We start from the raw sequence: 21,269 nt of genomic DNA, 5'->3' as shown, positions 1-21,269 counted from the left end.
GCACTCGTCGTCGGCGGATCCGCGTTACAATGATGACCAACAATGTGACCATTCGGAGCCGGCCATGGGTGCAGTCAATCTGGCGGAAGCCAAAGCGCATCTGAGCGAGCTCGTCAGCAAGGCCGAGAGCGGCGAGGAGACCATCATCACCCGTCGCGGGCAGCCCGTGGCCAGGCTGGTCCCGATCGTCGAGCCGAAGAAGGCACTGCGCTCGCGCTTGCAGTTCCGTGCCGGCCTGCCGCAGGCCTGTCGATCGAGCGCGGAGCTGATTCGAGAGCTGCGCGACGAAGACGACTGATGGTCTACCTGGATACGAGCTTTATCGCGCCGCTGGTCATTGCCGAGAAGACCAGCGACGCGGTCGAGGCATTCGTCATGACATTGCGTCCGGGCGACCTTGCAGCGAGTCTTTGGACCCGGGTCGAGCTGGCGAGTCTGATCTCGCGCAAGCGGCGCATCGGCGAGTTGTCCGAGACCCAGGCCGAGGCGGTTCGCCGTGAGCTCACACAGGTCCTGGATGAGTCGTTTGTGTTGCTCGTGCCGACCGCGGCTGACTTTGACCTCGCCGCACGATATCTGGAAACGCCCGAGACCGGTCTGCGCGCCGGCGACGCGCTGCACTTGGCGATCGCGGCGGGGCAAGGCGCCGAAACGATCTTGACGCTCGATGCCGGATTCATTCGCGCGGGAAGGCTTCTGCACCTGCCCGTGGTGCGCGGCATCGCGTCTTAGACGGGCGGGCGGCCGAGCAATCCCGGCGCGCAAGCAGGGCAGCGGCCGCGCGCTCGTCCGCAAACCCATTCAGTTCCACCCGATCACGACACCACATAGGATCGACCTACAGTCCCCATGACCGGCCACTACGATGCCTCAGCCATCGAGGTCCTCAGCGGCCTCGACCCGGTGCGCAAGCGCCCCGGGATGTACACCGACACAACCCGCCCCAACCACCTCGCTCAGGAGGTCATCGACAACAGCGTCGACGAGGCGCTCGCCGGGCACGCCCGCCGCATCGATGTGGTGCTCTTCGCCGACGGCTCGCTCGAGGTCAGCGACGACGGGCGCGGCATGCCGGTGGATATCCACCCCGAGCAGGGTCTGCCCGGCGTCGAGGTCATCCTCACCAAGCTGCACGCGGGCGGCAAGTTCAACGGCGACAACTATCGCTTCTCAGGCGGGCTGCACGGGGTCGGCGTCTCGGTCGTGAATGCCTTGTCGCAACGCCTGGATGTCTGGGTCAAACGCGGCGGTCACGAGCACCACATGGCCTTTGCAGGCGGAGAGAAGGCGAGCGATCTTATTCAGCTCGGAAGCGTCGGGCGCGGCAACACCGGCACCCGATTGCGGTTTTGGCCGGACCCGAAGTATTTCGATACACCCAAGATCGCCACGCGTGCGCTGACCCACCTGCTGCAGGCCAAGGCCGTACTCTGCCCCGGACTCGAGGTCCGCTTTCGCGACGAGGCGAGCGGGGACGAGCAGGTCTGGTGCTACCGGGACGGTCTCAAGGATTACCTCCTGCAAGCGTTGAGCGGTGCCGAGACCCTGCCGTCGCAGCTCTTCGTCGGCGATCTGGAAGGGGCCAACGAGGCCGCAAGCTGGGCGCTGGGCTGGTTGCCCGAGGGCGGAGAGGCGGTCGCCGAGAGCTATGTGAATCTCATCCCGACGGTGCAGGGCGGCACCCACGTCAACGGTTTGCGCACCGGGCTGACCGAGGCGGTGCGCGAGTTCTGCGAGTTCCGCAACCTGCTGCCGCGCGGCGTGAAGGTCGCCCCGGAGGATGTCTGGGGTCGGGTCAGCTATATCCTTTCGGTCAAGCTGATCGAGCCGCAGTTCTCCGGGCAGACCAAGGAACGCCTGTCCTCGCGCGAGTGTGCCGCTTTTGTCTCCGGCGTGGTCAAGGACGCCTTCAGCCTCTGGCTGAATCAGCATGTGGCCGAGGGCGAGCGGATCGCCGAGCTGGTCATCGGTGCCGCCCAGGCACGGCTGCGTGCCGGCCGCACCGTGACCCGCAAGAAGATCACGCAGGGGCCGGCCCTGCCGGGCAAGCTCGCCGACTGCACGACGACCGACCCCGAGCGCGGTGAGCTCTTTCTGGTGGAGGGCGACTCCGCTGGCGGTTCGGCCAAGCAGGCACGCGATCGCGAGTTCCAGGCCATCCTGCCGCTGCGCGGTAAGATCCTCAACACCTGGGAGGTCGATCCGGCCGAGGTCCTGGGTTCGCAAGAGGTGCACGACATCGCCGTGGCGATCGGCGTGGATCCGGGCAGCGACGATCTCGCCCGGCTGCGCTTCGGCAAGATCTGCATCCTCGCCGACGCCGACTCCGACGGTGCGCACATCGCAACCCTTCTGTGTGCCCTCTTTCTGCGTCATTTCAGGCGCCTGGTCGCCGAAGGCCACGTCTTCGTCGCCATGCCGCCGCTCTATCGGATCGATGTCGGCAAGCAGGTCTTCTATGCCCTGGACGACAGCGAGAAGCGCGGCATCCTGGACCGTATCGAGGCCGAGAAGATCAAGGGCAAGGTGAATGTTCAGCGCTTCAAAGGATTGGGCGAGATGAATCCTGGCCAGTTGCGCGAAACGACCATCCACCCGGATACCCGGCGCCTGGTTCAGCTCACGGTTGAAGCCGAGGACGACAGCAACAACCTCCTCGACATGTTGCTGGCGAAGAAGCGCGCATCCGACCGACGAGCCTGGCTACAGGAGAAGGGCGACCTCGCCGAGGTTTAGGCCAAGGTTGGTGCGGTTCGACATGACCACCCGAGGTAACAAAATCACCATGACTCCATTCCGCCTCGGACATGCCGCGGATCCTGATTGGCGTCAGGCCGCCGACCTCTGCTTGACCTGCATTGGCCCGGTACCTGCGACGGCGACCCTGGGATTCCTCTACGTGACGGACAGCCTCGCCGATGCGCTGGACGAGATCCTTCGGACCTTTCGCGAAGCGACCGGCATCGATCAGTGGGTCGGAAGCGTCGGCATGGGCATCTGTGCGACCGGTGCCGAGTACTACGAAGAGCCCGCAATCGCGGTCATGCTCGGCGAGTTTCCGAGCGATGATTTTCGCGTTTTCCCGAGCCTGGTCGAGGATCTCGACGACTTCGACCTGCGCCACGGGGACTGGATGCGTGCCAACCCGCCGTACCTGGGCCTGGTCCACGGCGACCCCTCCAACGGCCTGACCGAGACCCTGATCCAACAACTCGCCCAGCGCACGACCGCCGGTTTTCTTGTCGGCGGCCTCGCCAGCGCGCGTGCAGACGCCCTGACCATCGCCGACGGAGTGACGCGCGGCGGTCTGTCCGGCGTCCTCTTTTCCGAGCGGGTCGGGATCCTGACTCGGCTTAGCCAAGGCTGCTCGCCGATCGGCCCGCACCATCTGATCACCGAAGGCCAACGCAACATCCTGATGCGGCTCGACGGCGAGCCCGCGCTCGATGTTCTCAAGGAGGATATCGGCGAGATCCTGGCCCGCGATCTGTCGCGTCTCGGCGGCTACATCTTTGCTGGTTTGCCGATTCAGGGCTCGGATACAGGCGATTATTTGGTGCGCAATCTGGTCGGCATCGATCCCAATCATGGCCTCGTCGCGATCGGCGACTTGGTGGAGCCCGGACGCGAGCTGATGTTCTGCAGGCGCGATGCCGACACCGCGCGCGAAGATCTCGACCGCATGCTCAACGGCATCAAGGGACGCCTGACCGCTCCGCCCAGGGGCGGCGTCTACGTCTCCTGTTTGGGGCGCGGGGTCAACCTGTTCGGTCCGGATTCGGCCGAGCTCAAGCAGATCCAAGCCGCACTCGGCGATGTGCCCATCGTCGGTTTTTATGCCAACGGCGAGATCTCGCAGGACCGTCTCTACGGCTATACGGGCGTCTTGACCCTCTTCACTTGAAGGCTCCGGCACCCTCGTTGGAGCCGCACGCGAATACCGAAGCGAAACCGCTGCGCTTTTGCACTTGGAACCGGAAAAAAACTCTGATCGCGAAGACTTTTCCCACCGTTGTCGTTGTCGTAATCGCATTCGACAACGATTAGATTCGGTGCTCAACCGACATCTGACACGCTACCTTACGCCCGCCGCTGATCCCCGTGCCAACGATGCAGGAGCAGCCATTCCACGAAGCTCAGGATCGCGTAGAGGGCGACGCCCATGATTGCGAGCAGTAACAGGGCGGCGAACATCTTGGCGATCTGCAGCCGATTGCCGGCCTCGAGGATGCGCCAAGCCAGACCGTTCGTGTTACCTGAGGCGGCGGCAAACTCGGCGACCACCGCGCCGACCAGGGCGAGTCCCCCCGCTGTCTTGATGCCGGCGAGGAGATAGGGCAGGGAGGATGGAACCATGAGCCTGACGAAGGTCTGCCGGAAGTCCGCGCGATAGAGCCTGAAGAGGTCGCGTAGATTGGGGTCGACAGCCTTGAGACCGGCGGTCGCGCTTGCGAGGACCGGGAAGAAGGCCGCGATCCAAGCGAGTAACAGCACGGCGAGCCAGGCGTTGTCGAGCCCGACCCAGACGATGATCAAGGGGGCGATGGCGATGATCGGGGTGACCTGCAGGATCACGGCATAGGGCGAGAGCGCCGCCTCCGCGATGCGACTGGAGGCGAAGAGCGTCGCGAGCGCCGTGCCCGAGACCACTGCCAGAGCGAACGCGGCCAACGTTGTGCCCAAGGTGGTCCAGGCCGAGCCGAGCAGAGAGGCCCCGTCGGTCGCGAAGACCGCCAGGATGGCGCTCGGCGGCGGCAGGATGAAGGGCTTGATCTCCCAATAGACGACGGACCACTCCCAGAATTGGATCAATCCCAGGAAGAGCGCGATCGGCAGGATGATCCGCAGGCCCCGCATCAGCATGTCGAGACATCCTCCAACGTGTCGAGGATGTCGCGCGCGGTCGCACTGAAGCCGGCGGATGTCCGGTAGCCGCGTTCGCGCGGGTAGGGCGCGGGGTTTTCGATGTCGGCAACCAGATGTCCCGGACGCCCGCTAAGGATCAGGATGCGTTGAGACAGATACACGGCCTCGAAGACGGAGTGGGTGACGAAGATCCCGGTGAAGCCGCGCTCGGCCCAGAGGCGCAACAGGTCGTCGTTGAGCTTGCCGCGGGTGAATTCGTCGAGTGCCGCGAAGGGCTCGTCCATCAGTAAGACATCGGGGTCGGCGACCACCGCGCGTGCGATGGAGACGCGCATGCGCATTCCGCCCGAGAGCTCTCGGGGCAGGGCATCGGCAAAGCCCGCGAGGCCCACCTTCTCCAGCGCGATACAGGCTCGCTCACGCGCTTCGGTCTTGGCTATACCGTCAAGCTCGAGCGGCAAGGCGATGTTCTTGGCCGCGCTCGCCCAGGCCATGAGGGTTGGTTCCTGGAAGATGAAGCCGAGTGAGCCGCGTGACTGCGGCCAGTCGACCCGACCCCGTGTGGGCTCCTCCAGCCCTGCGATGAGCCTCAGGACCGTGCTCTTTCCGCATCCGGAGGGACCGAGCAGGGAGACGAAGGCGCCGGATTCGATGTCGGCGCTCAGCTCCCCCAACGCGGCGGTACCGTTGGGGAAGGTCTTGCTCAGCCCGTCGAGGCGCAGCTCCCTGCTCACGGCCTTGAGGGGATGGCCGTGGGAAGAAAGTCGAGCGAATAGGCGCGCCGCCAATCCAGGTTCGCCGGATAGACCCCGTCGCCGGACATGGTCTCGAAGAAGGCCTGCCAGCGCGCGTCGGTCATGACGCCGATCCCGGCGGTCTCGGCATCGCCCGCGGTGGCGAGCCGGTTGCGGTTCATCTCGGCGATGGCGTGTCGGAGCACCTCGTCGGTCATCTCCGGATTGTCGGCCTTGATCAGCGTATTTCCCGGTGTCGGGTCGCCGGTGAGATAGTCCTCCCAGCCGGCGATGGAGGCCGCGACGAAGGCCCGGACCTGCTGCGGATCGCTTCGGATGCGCGCGTCCGAGGCCAAGATCAGGGTCCCGTAGGAGGGGTAGTCCTCGTCGGCGAGCAGAAACACCTGCGGCGCGATGCCGCTCGCCTTCTCGATCTCGTAGGGCTCGCTGGTAACGTAGCCTTGTTGGATCGCACTCGGGTCGACGAGGAAGGGGGCAAGATTGTAGGTGTATTTGCGGATCTGCCGATCCGTGAATCCGAATTTGGCCTTGAGCCAGATCCAGTGGCTACCGACGCCGGCATCCGAGATCATGATCGGTTTGCCCTTCATGTCGGCGATGGATCGAATATCCTCGCGCGAGTGCGTGATCAGGACCTGCGGGTCTTTCTGGAAGATGGCCGCGACGGCCGTGGCCGGGATCCCCGACTCGACGATATTGAGCGGGATGAAGCTGTTGGAGCCGATCCCGAAATCGACCTGGTTGGAGCCCAACAAGAGCGGGACATTCACCGAGGGGCCGCCCTGAATGATCTCGACATCGAGTCCCTGCTCGGCATAGAGCCCGAGCGCCTTGGCTTGATAGAAGCCGCCCAGGGGGGCCTGTGCCTTCCAGTCGGTGACGAAACGGATCTTGGTCGGGTCGGCGGCCGCCGTCGACCCTGAGAACGCGAAACCCACCAAGGCCAATGCGAAGATCAGTGCGTGCTTCGACATGCTCAGGTCTCCGGCTGCGTCTCGTCCGCGGGGGCGGCATCCTGCAGTGGGCTCAGGAGCCGGTCGAAGTCGACCGGGTTCACGTATTGGATAACCACGGTCCCGTTCGGGCTGCGGCCGATGTCCATTCCGCGTTCCGGGTAGAGCCAATGGACGATCTCGGTCTCCGGCTCGGTCAGGCGCAGTTCGGGTGTACCGAAGCGTTGTTCGATCAGATCGTTGTCCAGTCGCGCCTTCGGGAGGTAACTGATGGACCGAATCGGGAGGGAGGCCAGGGTCTCGACATCGTTCGGGTCGAGCTTGACCTTGCGGCTGCCACTCCCGACCTGGCTGATCCGCAGACCGCGCTCGTACATGGCGGCGAGCGTGGCCTGGTCGACATCGAGCGTGATTACGAAGTCCGCGCGCAGGCGCTGCAGATGGATCTGGTCGAAGAAGGCTTCCACGCCGTAGGGCTCGGCTTGCGACGGGTCTTGGAAGAGGTTGACCTTGCCGTCTTCTCCGAAGAGCGCGCGAACCTCCGCCAACGTGGTCTCCCCGATGGTAAAGCCAAAGACCTGCGTGCGACCGGCGACGTCGTGCGAGACGCGCCAAGGCAAGCGATCCGGGCCGTCCTCGATGGACGAGGGCATCAAGAGAAGAACGCCCAAAAAGCCCAAGACGGCGACGCCGAGGACGGAGAGAATAATCTGTCGATCCATGGATATAGAGCGCTCCGAATGATGCGATGACGATCGAGCGAGATTTAAGCCGACCCGTGGGGCGTAAAGATTCGAGCCCGAAAAGACCGAACAAATCACCTGAACCGCGTCGACTCCAAGTCGAATGGGCCAAGCCGAACGCGACGCATCGCTGAAACAGCATTGATCACGCCGGATGCGGTTCAGCCCGGTTCAGCGTGGTTCAGCGCCAGGGGCAGCAGGCCGGCGACGACGCGCCGTCCTTCCGAAATTAGGATGTTGTAGGTCCGACAGGCGGCACCTGTATCCATGACCTCGAAGCCGACACCGCGCCCGATCACGGCAAAGTAAAGCGCCGGATCGGGGAAGACCTGTGTCTCGCCTGTGCCGAGCACAATGACCTGGGTCTCGGGCTCGATCGCGAGCAGTGCATCCAAGTGCTCGACCGTCAAATCGGCCGGGTGCGCCGGACCCCAGCCCTCTTCGACCCGGTTGGGCGTCACGATCAGCCCGCGGGTGAAGCGTCGGCCCCCGATCAGGATGCCGTCGTCCCCGTAGGCGTCGATCAGTTGACCGCTGCTGCCGTCTGCTTCGGAAAATCTCATGGCGCGAACATAACCGAATGCCGCTTGCTCGAACAAGGTGAGGCGCGAACAAGGTGAGGGACGAAGGCGAGCGAACAAGCGGGCAGGTCGAAGGGGCTCTGTTAGAATCGCGTCACGCGTCTCATACAACCGATCCGGAACCCCATGACCGTCCGTACCCGATTCGCCCCGTCCCCTACCGGTTATCTGCACGTCGGAGGTGCCCGCACGGCGCTCTTCAGCTATCTCTTTGCGCGCAAGCACGGAGGGCAGTTCGTGCTGCGGATCGAGGATACGGACTTGGAACGCTCGACGGCGGAGTCCGTGAACGCCATTCTCGAGGGCATGACCTGGCTCGGCTTGGACTACGACGAGGGGCCCTTCTATCAGACCCAGCGCTTCGAGCGTTACAACCAGGTGATTGACGAGCTGCTCGCCAAGGGCCTGGCCTATCGCTGCGTTTGCTCCAAGGAGCGCTTGGAGACACTGCGCGAGGACCAGATGGCGCAGCGGCTCAAACCGCGCTACGACGGCCATTGTCGCGGCCATGAGATCGACCCGAACGAGCCGCACGTCGTCCGCTTCAAGAATCCCGCCGACGGCGTCGTGGTCGTCGACGATATGATCCGCGGGCGGATCGTCTTCGCCAACGCCGAGTTGGACGACCTGGTCATCCGACGCAGCGACGGTGCGCCGACCTACAACCTGAGCGTGGTCGTGGACGACTCGGATATGGGCATCACCCATGTCATCCGCGGCGACGATCATATCAACAACACGCCACGTCAGATCAATATCTTGCGTGCGCTCGGCCACGAGCCGCCGCGCTACGCCCATGTCCCGATGATCCTAGGAGACGACGGGGCGCGCCTGTCCAAGCGCCACGGCGCCGTAGGCGTCATCGCCTATCGCGATCAAGGCTATCTTCCCGAAGCCCTGCTCAATTATCTGGTCCGTCTGGGGTGGTCGCACGGCGATCAGGAACTCTTCTCCCTTGAAGAGATGATCAAGCTCTTCGAGATCGGCGACGTCAACAAGGCCGCCTCCGCCTTCAACACCGAAAAGCTTGATTGGCTCAATCAGCAGTATCTGCATCACGCCGATCCGGCACGGATCGCCCGTCTGCTCAGCCCGCACATGGGGCGGCTCGACATCGATCCGGCGACCGGCCCGGACCTGGTCGAGGTGGTCAAGGCCCAGGCCGCGCGTGCCAAGACGCTGACCGAGCTGGCCGAGATCAGCGCTTTCTTCTATCGTGACTTCGAGACCTTCGACGAGGCATCGGCGAAGAAGCATCTGCGCCTGGTGGCCCGCGAGGGGCTGGAGCGCCTGCGCGCGGCCTTTGAGCTGATGGCCTACGAGGATTGGACGCTCGAGGGGCTCAAGCACGTCGTCGAAGGGGTCGCCGAGGAGCTCGGGACCGCGATGGGCAAGGTCGCTCAGCCCCTGCGCGTGGCTATCGTCGGACGTGCCGCCTCGCCGGGTATCGACGAGACCCTGCGGCTGGTCGGCAAGGACGCGACGCTGCGCCGTATCGATAAGGCGTTGGAATACATCGCGGCGCGCGGCGGGAACGAGCCGTCGTAAGACCGGACCGGGGGTTATCCGGATCGTCCCGCGTGCGGGGCAATATCGCGCCTGGGCAGGTCGAGGGTTTCGGCCTGTCCGCCATTCAAAAATGCCAATCGGGAATCAGGGTATGTATATCGCCATGGTCAGCGCGGAGTGTGCGCCGATCGCAAAAGCTGGCGGGCTCGGCGATGTCGTGCACGGACTTTCGCGGGAGCTTCTTGCGCTCGGGCAGAGGGTCGAGGTCTTTTTACCGGGATACGATTCGCTGCGGCACGACCTGATCGAGGGGCGCCGCGAGGTCTACCCTGACCTGCGCGTCCCCTATTACGACCAATGGATCGATTGTCGCGTGGATGCGGGCGAGGTCGACGGGATCAGCTGCTTCTTCATCGAGTCCGATTCGCCCCATCGGTTTTTTCAGCGCGGCCGGATCTACGGCGAGGCGGACGATGCGGATCGCTTCGCCTTCTTCTGTCGGGCGGTGCTGGAATTCATGCTGATCTCGGGAAGGCGTCCGGAGGTGATCCATTGTCACGATTGGCAGACCGCGCTGGTCCCCGTCCTCCTGTTCGAGAGGTACCAACGGCTCGGAATGACCGACGTGCGCGTCTGCTACAGCCTCCACAACCTCGGCTACCAGGGTGTCGTCGGAGAATCCATCCTGCGGCAGGTCGGACTGGATCCGGCTCGGCTCATCACGCCGGATCGTCTCCAGGATCCCGGCAATCCGCGCGCGGTGAATCTGATGAAGGGAGGAATCGTTTTTTCCAACTTCGTCAACACCGTCTCGCCGCGCTATGCCTGGGAGATCCAGAACACCGAGCAGGGGATGGGTCTTCAGGACGTTCTGAAGACCCATGACGGCAAGTTCGGCGGTGTGCTGAACGGTATCGACGATGCGGTCTGGAACCCCGCGACCGATCGGCATATCCCGGAGCCCTTCGATGCCGATCGGCTCGACGGCAAAGAGGCCAATCGGCAGGCCTTGCGCGCTTATTTGGGCCTCGTTCAGAACGAGAAGCCCATCGTGGCCGTCGTCAGCCGGCTCGATTATCAGAAAGGCGTGCATCTCCTGCGCTTCGGCATCGCGCACGCATGTGCCTGCGACTGCCAGCTCGCGCTGCTCGGGGCTGCGCTCGACCCGGTGGTCGCCGATCAGTTCCGGCGCCTTCAAGAAGACACCGAGGGGCACCCGGATTGCCGCCTGGTCCTTGCGTATGACGAGGAGTTGTCCCATCTCATCTATGCAGGCACCGACCTGATCCTCATCCCGAGCATCTACGAGCCTTGCGGGTTGACCCAGATGATTGCGATGAAGTACGGCGTGGTCCCGATCGCGCGGCGTGTCGGGGGGCTCGCCGATACGGTCTTCGACGCCAACTACTCGGATCGTCCCTTCGAGGAGCGCAACGGCTATCTCTTCGACGATCTGACCGAGTCCGCCCTGGCCGCCGCCATGGAGCGCGCGATCGATCTGTGGCGCAATCACCGCGAGTATTTTCGCCAGCTCCAGATCAACGGGATGCGTGTGGATCGCTCATGGGGCCGACCGGCACGTCAGTACCTGGAGATCTATGACCATATCCGAGTGCACTGAACCGAGATGACTCCGCGACTCTCCCCGACCCCCGCACCCTCCGTGCCCTTGGATCTGACGGCCTTGCGCGCCCAATTTCCGATCCTCGAAACCCGGGTGCACGACCAGCGCTTGGCCTATCTGGACAACGCCGCGAGCACCCAGCAGCCGCTCCAGGTCATCCAGGCGGTCAGCGACTATCACCAGCAATACCATGCCAACATCCATCGCGGCGTCTACCAGCTCTCGCGCAATGCGACACGGATGCACGACTATGCGCGCGAGATGGTTGCGCACTTCCTGCACGCCGCCGAGCCGGTCGAGTGTCTCTTTACGCGCGGGACGACCGAGTCCATCAATCTGGTCGCCGCCTCCTGGGGTCGGGCCAACCTGAAGCCCGGCGACGAGATCATCCTTTCTCACTTGGAGCATCACTCCAACATCGTCCCGTGGCAGATGGCCTGCGAGGCCACGGGTGCGCGCATCCGGGTCATCCCGATCGACGATGCCGGTGAGCTCGACATGAACGCCTACCGTCGTTTGCTCTCCCCGCGCACCCGGCTGGTCGCGGTCAATCACGTCTCCAATGCACTCGGAACCATCAACCCGGTCAAGACGATCATCGAAGAGGCCCATGCTGCGGGAGCGCTCGCGCTGATCGACGGCGCCCAGTGGGTCGCTCACGGTGCGACCGATGTCCAGGCGCTCGACGCCGATTTCTATGCCTTCTCCGGACACAAGATTTACGGGCCGACCGGCATCGGGGTGCTCTACGGGAAGCGCACCCTGCTCGAGGCGATGCCGCCGTATCAGGGCGGCGGGGACATGATCGAGCAGGTGACCTTCGAGAAGACGACCTACGCCCAGATTCCGAACAAGTTCGAGGCCGGCACGCCCCATATCGCCGGCGCGGTCGGTCTGGCCGCGGCCATCGAGTGGCTCGAAGGGGTCGGTTTCGAGCGGATCTGCGCGCACGAGCAGCGTCTTCTGCGGCTGGCTACCGAGCGGCTGTCGGCGATCCCCGGCCTCGTGATCAAAGGCACCGCAGCGCATAAGGCTGCCGTGGTCTCCTGGGTCAACGTCGATCCACCGATCGGAACCCTCGATATCGGCATGCAGCTCGACCTTCGGGGTATCTGTATCCGCACCGGCCACCATTGCTGCCAGCCGCTGATGGAGCGCTTGGGGGTCGCCTCGACCGCGCGCGCCTCCTTCGGTGTCTACAACACCGAGGCCGAAGTCGAGCGGCTTGCCGATGCGCTCGCCGAGATCGTCTCGGGTGCTCGCGTTACGACCGTCCGCAAGGCGGTGACCGGCTCGATGGTCGACGAGGTCGTCTATCCGGCGGCAGCAGCGGAATCGCCCGAGTCGGCCGCGGAAGAGATCGCCGAGATCTTCGAGCTTTTGCCCGATTGGCCCATGCGCCATCAGCAGATCATGGATCTCGGCGAGCATCTGACACCCATGCCGGATGCATTGAAGACCCCCGAGACCTTTGTCCCCGGTTGCCAGAGTCGTGTTCATCTTGCGGCACGCGTGCGGCCCGGCTCGCAAGACGTCATCGAGTTCCTCGCCGACAGCGACGCCAACATCGTCCGCGGCCTCATCGCCCTCCTGCAGCAGCTCTACTCCGGCCAAACGGCCGGCGCCATCCTCGCCTTCGATGCGCAAGCCTTCTTCAGCCGTCTCGGTCTCGACGAGCACCTCAGCATGACCCGCCGCAACGGTCTCGTCTCAATGGTCGAGCGGATTCGGCAGATCGCGGCCGGGCTGATGCGTTAGCTTTCAGCCACCAGCCACCACCCTTCGGCTTCCAGCCTCCAGCCTCCAGCCTCCAGCGGCCGTATAGCGTCCGTCGGCTTCCAGCGTTCGGCCTAGGGCCTTCGGGCCGCAACTGGAAGTGTTTTTCGTGCCTTTTCAGATCATCGCCGAGAGCCCTCGACAGGCGGCCCGGTGAGCATTTGCGCGAGACTCCAAATCATGCGCGCTTCCGAAGCGTCGATACGCCATCGATTGAGGAAGCGCCGCGCAACCCGCCACCAAAGTCAGAACGCTCGCAGCAGGCGGCAGGCGGCAGGCGGCAGGCGGCAGGCGGCAGGCGGCAGGCGGCAGGCGAATCCTCCATGCCCCCACGGCTTATGTGTCAAAGTTTGTTGACATTGCCAAGCGTCAAGCTAATATGACACTTGGGATGACATGTAAATCCCGTGGTATTTGAAGCATCGCGCAGAGTGGCTCGCTCCCGCGTCGGTGCTCACCAAATCGACCCCCGTCGCACAAATTCTGGGCGGCGACCTCGGCACAACCCGTATGGAGGCCAACCCAATGGCTGGGCAGCAATCTCCCGCCGCACCATCGACCGGCGGCAAAGCGCGCGGACAAGCTAAGCCTGCCGTCGCGCAGCAGCAAGAAAAGAGCCTGTCCGGGCTCACCCCGGAGCAAGCAAAAGAATTCCACGAGCAGTTCAAGGTCACCTACACCGCGTACGTCGGGATCGCAGCACTCGTGCATCTGTTCATCATTGCGAGCAACCCCTGGTTCTAAGTCAAGGAGGCCCCACTCATGCTTCAAGATGCTTTCCGCAACGTTCTCAATTACAGCCCGAGCCAGCAGGACTACCGGATTTGGCTGGTGATCAACCCGGCCGTTTGGTTGGTGCCGATGTTGGCGGCCCTCCTCGTGATCGCATTGGGTGTGCACCTGTATGCCTTCTCCCTACCGGGTAACGCATGGGAGCCCGGCAAGGCCGTCGAGCCTGCTCCGGTTGCCGAGGCGCCCGTCGTCGAGGAAGTGATCGTCGTCGTCGAGGAGATCGTGCCCGTCGCCGAGGAAGCGCCGGCCGAAGCCGCACCTGCCGCCGAGGCTGCTCCGGTAGAAGCCGCACCTGCTGCCGAGGCCGCTCCGGCCGAAGCCGCACCTGCTGCCGAGGCCGCTCCGGCCGAAGCCGCACCTGCTGCTGAGGAAGCGCCGGTTGAAGCCGCGCCTGCTGCCGAGGCCGCGCCGGTCGAAGCCGCACCTGCTGCCGAAGAAGGTGCGCCCGCGGTCGTGCCGGTTCCGGTGGAAGTGATCGTGGTTCCCGAGGCAGCCTAAGCCTCTTCGCTCGCCTGGCGTCAGTTTGGCGTGTAGCGCTCGAGGAAAACCCAGCAAAGGAGTTGAATCATGGCACAGTCTCTGTCCGGCCTTACCGACCAACAAGCAAAAGAGTTTCATGAACAGTTCAAGGTGACCTACACCGCATACGTAGGGATCGCCGCATTGGTTCACCTCTTCGTGATCGCTGCCAATCCCTGGTTCTAATTCGACTTCGACGAGATCAAGATTATGAGTGATGTTCAGATTGCAAAGCCGAAGAACCCGGAAGACGATTGGAAGGTGTGGCTGGTTCTCAATCCCGCGACATGGCTGATGCCGATCTTCTTTCTCTTGTTGATCATTGCATTGGTGCTCCACGCTGTCGTGTTCCAGATGGGCTTTGGTTGGGCCTGATCCGAACCCCTGGAATTGAACCACTAGAACCGATTCCCCGGAACCGATGCTCTAGAGCCGAGTCAAGGAAACGCGAATTCGTGTCCATCCGTGGATCGAATTCGCGTGCAACATCGCCTATCGCCTATCGCCTATCGCCTATCGCGTTTTCGGGGATCGTGACATGCTCACCGGTTTCGTGCCGTTGAGCATGGCCAAAACCGATCGTCTGCGCTTCGATCACGCGTCTTGCCTGGGGCCACCGCCCTCGCTCTTTCCGATTCGACGAACCATCCCCATCCCGACTCGATTGGCCTGTATGCGGGATCCCCGATCCCTCTGCTGCCGTTTCCGAGCGTCCGCATCGTCGGTCGACAGTCTCCCGAACGAGCGCTATCCTTAGCACCGCGCAGCGTTAAAGCGATTCGTGCCACATTGCCCGCGACCGTCGTCCCGCTTGCCGCGATGCCGGGGTGCCGCGAGGCGTTTCGATCAATCAGACCGTTTGGGGTGTTTATGGCGGCCAGCGAAGCAGATGCGGACCGACGGAGCTACGAGCGGGTGACCTGGGATTGCCACGCCCGCCTGATGCAACTCGGCAGCGATGCGGGTGGCGGTGCCCCGGGCATGCACCCGGTGCTCGGGCGGAACATCAGCGAGGGCGGGCTGCAAGTCTGGGCCGATCGCATGTTCGCCGTGCGTTCTCGCCTGTTGGTCGAGATGGAGGCGCCGGAAATCCCGGAAGGCATCCAAGCTGTGGGCTCCGTGGCGTGGGTGTCTCCGAGCACGTCCGAGGAGCGCTGGTTGCTCGGGATCGAGTTCTCCGATGTCGGCGACACGGCGCTGGCCCGAATCCGCTCGATTGTCCGACCGACGGGCGAACGCAACTGAGCGTCGAGTGCCGGCTTGGACCTGGTCCGATGCGCCCTGCCGCGATGCTCCGCGTTCCAGCACCATGAAACCGGCGGTCGTTCTTTTGAGCGGAGGTTTGGACTCCGCAACCGCATCGGCCATTGCGCAATCCGAAGGATTCGCGATCCATGCATTGTCGTTTCGGTATGGCCAGCGCCACGGCGTCGAGCTCGAATCCGCTGCCCGTGTCGCGGAGGCGCTGGGCGTCGTGGAGCATGCGATCGTCGATATTGATTTGCGGCGCTTCGGCGGCTCGGCGCTGACGGCGGACATCCCGGTCCCCAAGGGACGTTCCGCTGGCGCGATCGGCGAGGGGATTCCGGTCACCTATGTCCCGGCACGCAACACCGTCTTTTTGTCCTTTGCGCTCGCCTGGGCGGAGACCCTCGGATCCGAGGACATCTTCATCGGCGTGAACGTGCAGGATTACTCCGGTTATCCCGACTGTCGGCCGGCGTTCATCGAGGCGTTCGAGAACATGGCTAATCTCGCGACCGCCGCCGGTGTCGAAGGGCGTCAAAGGCTCAAGATCCACGCACCTTTGATGCAGATGACCAAGGCCGAGATTATTGTCCGGGGTCTGTCGCTCGGTGTCGATTACGGCCTCACCAGTAGTTGCTACGATCCCGGAACGGACGGTCGTCCCTGTGGTCTCTGTGATTCCTGCTTGCTTCGCGCCAAGGGCTTCGCGGATGCAGGTTGCCCGGATCCTCTCAGCCTTCGGTTCGGTCTTGTCGTCCCATGAGTGAACAGCTGTTTCACGTCGCCGCAATCCCTTTCGAGGCCGCGCGGCGCGTCTCCATCCTGCCTGCCGGACATCGGTCGCGCCGTCTGCACGGCCACGGCTTCGTCGCCAAGGTGCGCGCGGAGCTCCCGATCGATTGGGCTCACTTTCCCGGTGGGGAGACGGACGCCCTCGCACAGGCGCTTACAAAAGCGATCGCCCCGCTCGATTACAGCGACCTCAACGAACACCTGCCGATTCCGACCGACGAGAATCTAGCACGCTGGGTGCGGGCGCATCTCGTCGTTCCCGGGGTTGTTTCGGTCGGTGTCCAGAGTACCCGCGATCAGGGTGTCGACCTGGACGGCATCGAGCAGGCGCATGTCTGGCGACGTTTTCGTTTCGAGGCTGCCCACCGCTTGCCGAATGTGCCCGAGGGTCACCCGTGCGGGCGTATGCACGGCCACGGATTCGAGGTGATCCTTCATGCCAATCAGGATCTTGCCGGAAGCGACATGGGCATCGATTTCGATCGGCTCGAGGCCATCTGGTGGCCTCTGTTCGCAGAGCTCGACCACGCTTGCCTGAACGAGATCCCCGGCCTGGAGAACCCGACCAGCGAGATGTTGGCGTGTTGGATCTGGGAGCGACTCCAACCGGTCTTTCCGCAGTTGTCCGTTGTGACGGTCTACGAGACGGCAACCGCAGGCTGTCACTACGACGGTGTGCACTATCGCATCTGGAAGGAGCAACGCTTCGAGAGCGCCCTGCAGTTGGTGCAGGCGCCGGAGGACGATCGGCGCCGCCGCCTACACGGCCACAGCTATCTGATGCGCCTGCATCTGACTGCCCCGCTGGACGAGGTGCTCGGCTGGACGATCGACTACGGCGATGTGAAGAGACAATTCAAGCCGATCTACGACCGCCTCGACCATCAACGGCTCGACGCGCTACCGCGGCTGCGCCAAGCCGATCCGGCCAACCTGCTGCTCTGGATCCGCGAAGAGGTCACCGCGACGTTACCGCGATTGGATCGGATCGACCTGCACGAAACCCCGGGCTGCGGCGCCGTGCTCTGTTGGGGCGCGTTGGGGCCGGCGCTTCCGCTATGAGCTACAGCGTCAAGGAGATCTTCTACACTCTGCAGGGCGAGGGCGCGCAGGCGGGACGAGCGGCGGTGTTCTGCCGATTTGCAGGCTGCAACCTCTGGTCCGGACGCGAGCAAGATCGTGCGACGGCGGTCTGCCGATTCTGCGATACCGATTTTCGCGGCACCGACGGCGCAGGCGGGGGACTGTTCGGAGACCCCGAGACCCTGGTCGGACGGATCGGAGCAACCTGGTCCGAGCACGCCGGCGCTGGTGGTCGGCCCTTCGTGGTGCTGACCGGAGGCGAGCCGCTGCTCCAACTCGACGTTGCCTTGATCAACGCGCTGCATGCTGTGGGTTTCGAGATCGCCGTCGAGACCAATGGTACACGGCACGTTCCGGACGGCATCGACTGGGTCTGCGTCAGCCCGAAGGCCGGCGCCGATCTGCTCCAGCAGAACGGTTCGGAACTCAAGCTCGTCTTCCCCCAGCCCGGCCTCTCGCCGGACGATCTCGAACACCTCGCGTTCGATCACTTCTTCCTTCAGCCCATGGATGGCCTGCACCTGCAAGAGCATACCCGCCAGGCGATTTCCTACTGCCAAGCCAGGCCGCGCTGGCGTCTGAGCATCCAGACCCACAAGCTGCTCGGGTTTCCTTGACGGCCGCACGGGTTGATTTCGGCGTCGGGCGGGCCAGATCCATGCTATCCCCGCTAAAGGTGCGCCGACGCAGTCCACAGTATGCTAAGCCTCTCGATCGTCATCCCGACCAGGCGCGTCGGTCCTCATCTCAAGCCCTGTCTCGATGCCTGTCGACGCTCCCTCCCAGGCGCCGAGATCATTGTTGTCGTGGCCTCTGCGGGAGCCGACTCTGTTCAACCTGTCGAGCAGTCAGATCCGCTAGGTCTGCCGGGCCCGATCGAAGGAGCGACACACGTCCTTTCCGCAACCCGGGGGCGCGGTCCGCAATGCAATGCCGGCGCTTCCGTGGCCCGGGGCGATCTTCTGCTTTTTCTTCATGACGACAGTATCCTGCCGCGGCAAGCCGCCGCGCTGACGCAGTCCGCCTTCGCTTCGGACCAGGTCGAGCTGGCCTGTTTTCGGCTGCGCTTCGACGACGCCCACTGGCTGCTCGGCGTTTACGGCTGGTTCTCGCGGTTCGACTCGGTCCTCACCAGCTTCGGCGACCAGGGGATCCTGATCCGGCGACGCGCCTTCGACCATCTCGGTGGTTTTCCCCAGTGGCCCCTGTTCGAGGATGTCGAGTTGCTCCGTCGCGCCCGACGCCGCGCGCGCGTTCTCAAGCTTCCCGGTGTGGTGACGACCTCCGCCGTGCGCTTTCGTCGCAACGGCATGGTCCGCCAGCAGCTTATGAATGCGGGGCTTATCCTGAGATATCTGCTCGGCGCAGCCCCGACGCGGCTCGCCGAGCTCTACGAGCGAGATCGAGGATGAGCATCGACCAGTGGGTGGCTCTCGCGGTTCTGGCGACGCTGTTTGCCCTGGAAGGCGTGATCCCCTTCTACGATCAGGCCACCGGACGCTGGTCCCACGCGGCTCGCAATATCGGCCTCGCCCTCATGACCGGCCTCGTCGGTGCCTTGATGGCGCCACTGATCATGATGTCGATCGTGCTCGCGCAGACCCGCGACTGGGGCCTCCTGAACGCGATCGAGGTGCCGGCCCCGATCGCGGTGGTTGCGGGCCTCTTGCTGTTCGATCTTTGGATGTATGTTTGGCACCGCGCCAACCACGAGATCCCGCTGCTGTGGCGGCTCCACCGTGTCCATCACACCGACCCGCGGATGGACTCGACGACCGCGTTTCGCTTTCATCCCGGCGAGATCGCCCTTTCGACCCTCCTGAATGCCGCCGTGATCCTCGGGCTCGGACTCGGTCTCGGGACCTTGATCCTCTACAAATCACTGATGGTCGTTGTCATTCTCCTGCATCACAGCAACATCCGCCTGCCCGAGGCCTGGGATCGGCGACTGCGCATCCTGGTCGTGCCGCCCTCGATGCACCGTGTCCATCATTCGCAGATCATCGCCGAGACCAACTCCAACTACGGGACCATCTTCTCCTTCTGGGATCGACTCCTCGGGAGCTTCCGACTGCGCGACGACCTTGCCCGGATCCGCTTCGGAATCGGCTATTTCGACGGCCCGCAGTTTCAGACGCCGCTTCAGCTCCTGATGCTGCCGCTGCGCGAGAAGCCGCGTGACTAAGACAAGCCGCGTTCGACTGCTGTTCGTCTACAACGCCGACAGCGGACTCTTCAATGCCATGGCCGACATCGGCCACAAAATCTTCTCGCCCGAGACCTACGCTTGCCGGCTGTGTGCCATCACATACGGCCTTCTGAGCGAAAAGGCCGAATGGCGAGAGTTCGTCTCATCCATCGACGCAGAGTGCGAGTTTCTGCACCGCGATGAGTTCCACAAACGCGAACCGGGCCTCGCGGCCACGCTTCCGGCGGTGTTCCGCGTGACGGACGAGGGGCCGAAGCTCTGCCTGGACGCGCTGGCCCTGAACGGCTGCTCGAGCATTGCAGATCTGAAGGCGTTGATCCTGGGCTGCTGCCTGTAAGAGTCGAAGCTCGGTTGAGGTTTCTGAATCCGCTTCCGCGTCGCTTTAATCGGTCCCCTGATAATACTTCGCCAAGTCCGTTTCCTTCACGCGCGTGAGCATGTCGCGCGGGAACATGCTCATCAGCTCCCAGGCGAGGTTGAGTGTGGCCTCGATGGAGCGGTCTTCGGATTCGCCTTGGCCGACAAAGCGTTCGTCGAAGGCGTCGGCGAAGGTGAGATAGCGGCGGTCGCGCTCGGAGAGCTCGTCCGCACCGATGATGGAGGCGAGGTTGCGGGTCTCTTGGGCGCGGGCGTAAAGGGCGTAGATCTGGCCGGCGACGCGGGGATGGTCCTCGCGGGTGTCGTCCTTGCCGATGCCGTCCTTCATCAGACGGGAGAGGCTCGGCGAGATGTGCACGGGCGGATAGATGCCCTGGTTGTGTAGCTCGCGCGAGAGCACGATCTGCCCCTCGGTGATGTAACCGGTGAGGTCCGGGATCGGGTGCGTGATGTCGTCCGAGGGCATGGAGACTACGGGCATCATGGTGATGGAGCCGTGACGCTGGTGGATGCGTCCGCAGCGCTCGTAGATCTCGGCCAGGTCCGAATAGAGATAACCCGGGTAGCCCTTGCGGGCCGGAACGTCGCCCTTAGCGGTTGCGACCTCGCGCAACGCCTCGGCGTAGTTGGTCATGTCCGTGAGGATGACCAGGACGTGCCGATCCAGATCGTAGGCCAGATACTCGGCGGCGGTCAGGGCGGTGCGGGGTAGCGTGAGGCGCTCGACCGGCGGGTCGTCGGCGAGGTTGATGAACATCACGACGTTGCGCAGTACGCCGGAGCTGGCGAACTCGTCGCGGAAGAACTTCGCGTCCGCGTAGGACACACCCATCGCCGCGAAGACGACCGAGAAGCTCGACTCCTGGTCGACCAGCTTGGCCTGGCGTCCGATCTGGGCGGCGAGCCGATTGTGCGGCAGACCCGACCCCGAGAAGATCGGCAGCTTCTGACCGCGCACCAGGCTGTTCAGCCCGTCGATGGTGGAGATTCCCGTCTGGATGAACTCGCGCGGATAGGTGCGGGCGGCAGGGTTGATGGCCGATCCGCCGACCGGCCGCCGGATGTTGGAGAGCACCGGCGGGCGACCGTCGCGCGGCTCGCCGAGCCCGTTGAACTCGCGGCCGAGGATCTCGGGCGAGAGTGCGATCTCGACCGGCTCGTCGAGGAAGCGTACCCAGGTGTTCTCCAGGTCCAGATCGTCGGTGCCTTCGAAGACCAGGATCAAGACCTCGTTGTCGGCGCTGCGGATGACCTGGCCGTTGCGGGTGTTGCCCGCGTGGTCCTTGATCTGCACGCGATCGCCGAAGGCGATTCCGGCGGTGTCCTTCACGACCAGCAGTCCGCCGCGGGCCTCGATTGCGGTGCGATATTCTTTGATGCTCATTGAACCGCGTCCCGCATGATATGCATTTTTTTCATGTTGATCCGATGTCGTCTCAGC

At 63.9% G+C, this 21,269-nt stretch carries 24 protein-coding genes; 18 read left to right on the top strand and 6 right to left on the bottom strand.

The window, feature by feature from the left end; all coding sequences use genetic code 11:
* The first annotated feature begins 64 nt into the window (after nt 1-64).
* The 4 genes from LT988_RS02470 to LT988_RS02455 all read left to right on the top strand — a co-directional run bounded on the left by LT988_RS02470 (nt 65) and on the right by LT988_RS02455 (nt 3,904).
* On the top strand, nt 65-298 hold the full coding sequence (locus LT988_RS02470) for a type II toxin-antitoxin system Phd/YefM family antitoxin (RefSeq protein WP_232408680.1): 234 nt from the start codon (nt 65-67) through the stop codon (nt 296-298).
* The gene (locus tag LT988_RS02465; protein WP_232408679.1) at nt 298-732 is read left to right on the top strand and encodes a type II toxin-antitoxin system VapC family toxin; all 435 of its coding nucleotides are present in this window, start codon (nt 298-300) and stop codon (nt 730-732) included. Before LT988_RS02470 ends, LT988_RS02465 begins: the two co-directional genes overlap by 1 nt.
* 117 nt (nt 733-849) lie before the next feature.
* Nucleotides 850-2,736, top strand: a complete 1,887-nt coding sequence (gene parE / locus LT988_RS02460) for a DNA topoisomerase IV subunit B (protein WP_232408678.1) — start codon at nt 850-852, stop codon at nt 2,734-2,736.
* 49 nt (nt 2,737-2,785) lie between these two features.
* Entirely contained in the window at nt 2,786-3,904 is a 1,119-nt protein-coding gene (locus LT988_RS02455; RefSeq protein WP_232408677.1) for an FIST signal transduction protein, read from the top strand.
* 176 nt (nt 3,905-4,080) lie between these two features.
* Here the strand turns inward: LT988_RS02455 and LT988_RS02450 are convergent, their stop codons facing one another.
* From LT988_RS02450 to LT988_RS02430, 5 genes are all read right to left on the bottom strand, one after another.
* Nucleotides 4,081-4,863: an ABC transporter permease gene (locus LT988_RS02450; protein ID WP_232408676.1), complete on the bottom strand. Its 783-nt coding sequence runs from the start codon at nt 4,861-4,863 to the stop codon at nt 4,081-4,083.
* Nucleotides 4,857-5,600, bottom strand: coding sequence for an ABC transporter ATP-binding protein (locus LT988_RS02445; RefSeq protein ID WP_232408675.1), 744 nt, complete (start codon nt 5,598-5,600; stop codon nt 4,857-4,859). Before LT988_RS02445 ends, LT988_RS02450 begins: the two co-directional genes overlap by 7 nt.
* Nucleotides 5,597-6,595 (bottom strand): ABC transporter substrate-binding protein, encoded by a 999-nt coding sequence (locus tag LT988_RS02440; RefSeq protein WP_232408674.1) that lies wholly within the window; start codon nt 6,593-6,595, stop codon nt 5,597-5,599. The genes LT988_RS02445 and LT988_RS02440 overlap by 4 nt, the downstream gene beginning before the upstream one ends.
* Before the next feature lie 2 nt (nt 6,596-6,597).
* Nucleotides 6,598-7,296 (bottom strand): hypothetical protein, encoded by a 699-nt coding sequence (locus LT988_RS02435; protein WP_232408673.1) that lies wholly within the window; start codon nt 7,294-7,296, stop codon nt 6,598-6,600.
* Between the two features lie 182 nt (nt 7,297-7,478).
* Nucleotides 7,479-7,880, bottom strand: a complete 402-nt coding sequence (locus LT988_RS02430) for an Mth938-like domain-containing protein (RefSeq protein ID WP_232408672.1) — start codon at nt 7,878-7,880, stop codon at nt 7,479-7,481.
* Between the two features lie 144 nt (nt 7,881-8,024).
* On the opposite strand from LT988_RS02430, the gene gltX reads away from it, so the two are divergent.
* The 14 genes from gltX (at nt 8,025) to LT988_RS02360 (ending at nt 19,787) form a co-directional block, all read left to right on the top strand.
* Nucleotides 8,025-9,446: a glutamate--tRNA ligase gene (gltX, locus tag LT988_RS02425; protein ID WP_232408671.1), complete on the top strand. Its 1,422-nt coding sequence runs from the start codon at nt 8,025-8,027 to the stop codon at nt 9,444-9,446.
* A 112-nt stretch (nt 9,447-9,558) separates the two neighbouring features.
* Nucleotides 9,559-11,028: a glycogen synthase gene (locus LT988_RS02420; protein ID WP_232408670.1), complete on the top strand. Its 1,470-nt coding sequence runs from the start codon at nt 9,559-9,561 to the stop codon at nt 11,026-11,028.
* A gap of 6 nt (nt 11,029-11,034) precedes the next feature.
* A complete protein-coding gene (locus tag LT988_RS02415) occupies nt 11,035-12,789 on the top strand; it encodes a SufS family cysteine desulfurase (protein ID WP_232408669.1) in 1,755 nt (584 codons plus the stop codon).
* A 636-nt stretch (nt 12,790-13,425) separates the two neighbouring features.
* Nucleotides 13,426-13,551: a light-harvesting protein gene (locus tag LT988_RS02410; RefSeq protein WP_232410672.1), complete on the top strand. Its 126-nt coding sequence runs from the start codon at nt 13,426-13,428 to the stop codon at nt 13,549-13,551.
* A gap of 18 nt (nt 13,552-13,569) precedes the next feature.
* A complete protein-coding gene (gene pufA, locus LT988_RS25365) occupies nt 13,570-14,097 on the top strand; it encodes a light-harvesting antenna LH1, alpha subunit (protein ID WP_332460523.1) in 528 nt (175 codons plus the stop codon).
* 69 nt (nt 14,098-14,166) lie between these two features.
* The gene (pufB, locus tag LT988_RS02400; RefSeq protein WP_093028681.1) at nt 14,167-14,304 is read left to right on the top strand and encodes a light-harvesting antenna LH1, beta subunit; all 138 of its coding nucleotides are present in this window, start codon (nt 14,167-14,169) and stop codon (nt 14,302-14,304) included.
* Nucleotides 14,305-14,328: 24 nt separating this feature from the next.
* Nucleotides 14,329-14,493, top strand: a complete 165-nt coding sequence (gene pufA / locus LT988_RS02395) for a light-harvesting antenna LH1, alpha subunit (RefSeq protein WP_007190880.1) — start codon at nt 14,329-14,331, stop codon at nt 14,491-14,493.
* A gap of 444 nt (nt 14,494-14,937) precedes the next feature.
* The gene (locus LT988_RS02390; RefSeq protein WP_332460597.1) at nt 14,938-15,363 is read left to right on the top strand and encodes a PilZ domain-containing protein; all 426 of its coding nucleotides are present in this window, start codon (nt 14,938-14,940) and stop codon (nt 15,361-15,363) included.
* Between the two features lie 64 nt (nt 15,364-15,427).
* Entirely contained in the window at nt 15,428-16,129 is a 702-nt protein-coding gene (gene queC, locus LT988_RS02385; RefSeq protein ID WP_232408667.1) for a 7-cyano-7-deazaguanine synthase QueC, read from the top strand.
* Nucleotides 16,126-17,220 carry a 6-carboxytetrahydropterin synthase gene (locus LT988_RS02380; protein ID WP_232408666.1) on the top strand — a complete coding sequence of 365 codons (1,095 nt, stop codon included), beginning with the start codon at nt 16,126-16,128 and terminating at the stop codon, nt 17,218-17,220. Before queC ends, LT988_RS02380 begins: the two co-directional genes overlap by 4 nt.
* Nucleotides 17,217-17,858 carry a 7-carboxy-7-deazaguanine synthase gene (gene queE, locus LT988_RS02375; RefSeq protein ID WP_232408665.1) on the top strand — a complete coding sequence of 214 codons (642 nt, stop codon included), beginning with the start codon at nt 17,217-17,219 and terminating at the stop codon, nt 17,856-17,858. The genes LT988_RS02380 and queE overlap by 4 nt, the downstream gene beginning before the upstream one ends.
* Nucleotides 17,859-17,939: 81 nt before the next feature.
* Entirely contained in the window at nt 17,940-18,653 is a 714-nt protein-coding gene (locus LT988_RS02370) for a glycosyltransferase (protein WP_232408664.1), read from the top strand.
* Nucleotides 18,650-19,426, top strand: coding sequence for a sterol desaturase family protein (locus LT988_RS02365; protein ID WP_232408663.1), 777 nt, complete (start codon nt 18,650-18,652; stop codon nt 19,424-19,426). Before LT988_RS02370 ends, LT988_RS02365 begins: the two co-directional genes overlap by 4 nt.
* On the top strand, nt 19,419-19,787 hold the full coding sequence (locus LT988_RS02360; RefSeq protein WP_232408662.1) for a hypothetical protein: 369 nt from the start codon (nt 19,419-19,421) through the stop codon (nt 19,785-19,787). The genes LT988_RS02365 and LT988_RS02360 overlap by 8 nt, the downstream gene beginning before the upstream one ends.
* A 45-nt stretch (nt 19,788-19,832) precedes the next feature.
* On the opposite strand, the gene LT988_RS02355 is transcribed toward LT988_RS02360, so the two are convergent.
* Nucleotides 19,833-21,212: a V-type ATP synthase subunit B gene (locus LT988_RS02355; RefSeq protein ID WP_007195558.1), complete on the bottom strand. Its 1,380-nt coding sequence runs from the start codon at nt 21,210-21,212 to the stop codon at nt 19,833-19,835.
* Between the last annotated feature and the right edge of the window lie 57 nt (nt 21,213-21,269).

The organism is Thiocapsa bogorovii (assembly GCF_021228795.1).
Taxonomy (GTDB): domain Bacteria; phylum Pseudomonadota; class Gammaproteobacteria; order Chromatiales; family Chromatiaceae; genus Thiocapsa; species Thiocapsa bogorovii.
This window is presented reverse-complemented; position numbering and strand designations above follow the sequence as displayed.

What these genes read in the sequence shown, in the direction of transcription:
- gltX (WP_232408671.1), top strand. Translation starts at nt 8,025, where the DNA reads ATGACCGTCCGTACCCGATTCGCCCCGTCCCCTACCGGTTATCTGCAC.
- LT988_RS02370 (WP_232408664.1), top strand. Translation starts at nt 17,940, where the DNA reads ATGCTAAGCCTCTCGATCGTCATCCCGACCAGGCGCGTCGGTCCTCAT.
- LT988_RS02365 (WP_232408663.1), top strand. Translation starts at nt 18,650, where the DNA reads ATGAGCATCGACCAGTGGGTGGCTCTCGCGGTTCTGGCGACGCTGTTT.
- LT988_RS02430 (WP_232408672.1), bottom strand. Translation starts at nt 7,880, where the DNA reads ATGAGATTTTCCGAAGCAGACGGCAGCAGCGGTCAACTGATCGACGCC.
- LT988_RS02470 (WP_232408680.1), top strand. Translation starts at nt 65, where the DNA reads ATGGGTGCAGTCAATCTGGCGGAAGCCAAAGCGCATCTGAGCGAGCTC.
- pufB (WP_093028681.1), top strand. Translation starts at nt 14,167, where the DNA reads ATGGCACAGTCTCTGTCCGGCCTTACCGACCAACAAGCAAAAGAGTTT.
- queC (WP_232408667.1), top strand. Translation starts at nt 15,428, where the DNA reads ATGAAACCGGCGGTCGTTCTTTTGAGCGGAGGTTTGGACTCCGCAACC.
- pufA (WP_007190880.1), top strand. Translation starts at nt 14,329, where the DNA reads ATGAGTGATGTTCAGATTGCAAAGCCGAAGAACCCGGAAGACGATTGG.
- LT988_RS02415 (WP_232408669.1), top strand. Translation starts at nt 11,035, where the DNA reads ATGACTCCGCGACTCTCCCCGACCCCCGCACCCTCCGTGCCCTTGGAT.
- LT988_RS02380 (WP_232408666.1), top strand. Translation starts at nt 16,126, where the DNA reads ATGAGTGAACAGCTGTTTCACGTCGCCGCAATCCCTTTCGAGGCCGCG.
- LT988_RS02465 (WP_232408679.1), top strand. Translation starts at nt 298, where the DNA reads ATGGTCTACCTGGATACGAGCTTTATCGCGCCGCTGGTCATTGCCGAG.
- pufA (WP_332460523.1), top strand. Translation starts at nt 13,570, where the DNA reads ATGCTTCAAGATGCTTTCCGCAACGTTCTCAATTACAGCCCGAGCCAG.
- LT988_RS02420 (WP_232408670.1), top strand. Translation starts at nt 9,559, where the DNA reads ATGTATATCGCCATGGTCAGCGCGGAGTGTGCGCCGATCGCAAAAGCT.
- queE (WP_232408665.1), top strand. Translation starts at nt 17,217, where the DNA reads ATGAGCTACAGCGTCAAGGAGATCTTCTACACTCTGCAGGGCGAGGGC.
- LT988_RS02390 (WP_332460597.1), top strand. Translation starts at nt 14,938, where the DNA reads ATGCCGGGGTGCCGCGAGGCGTTTCGATCAATCAGACCGTTTGGGGTG.
- parE (WP_232408678.1), top strand. Translation starts at nt 850, where the DNA reads ATGACCGGCCACTACGATGCCTCAGCCATCGAGGTCCTCAGCGGCCTC.
- LT988_RS02440 (WP_232408674.1), bottom strand. Translation starts at nt 6,595, where the DNA reads ATGTCGAAGCACGCACTGATCTTCGCATTGGCCTTGGTGGGTTTCGCG.
- LT988_RS02435 (WP_232408673.1), bottom strand. Translation starts at nt 7,296, where the DNA reads ATGGATCGACAGATTATTCTCTCCGTCCTCGGCGTCGCCGTCTTGGGC.
- LT988_RS02355 (WP_007195558.1), bottom strand. Translation starts at nt 21,212, where the DNA reads ATGAGCATCAAAGAATATCGCACCGCAATCGAGGCCCGCGGCGGACTG.
- LT988_RS02455 (WP_232408677.1), top strand. Translation starts at nt 2,786, where the DNA reads ATGACTCCATTCCGCCTCGGACATGCCGCGGATCCTGATTGGCGTCAG.
- LT988_RS02450 (WP_232408676.1), bottom strand. Translation starts at nt 4,863, where the DNA reads ATGCTGATGCGGGGCCTGCGGATCATCCTGCCGATCGCGCTCTTCCTG.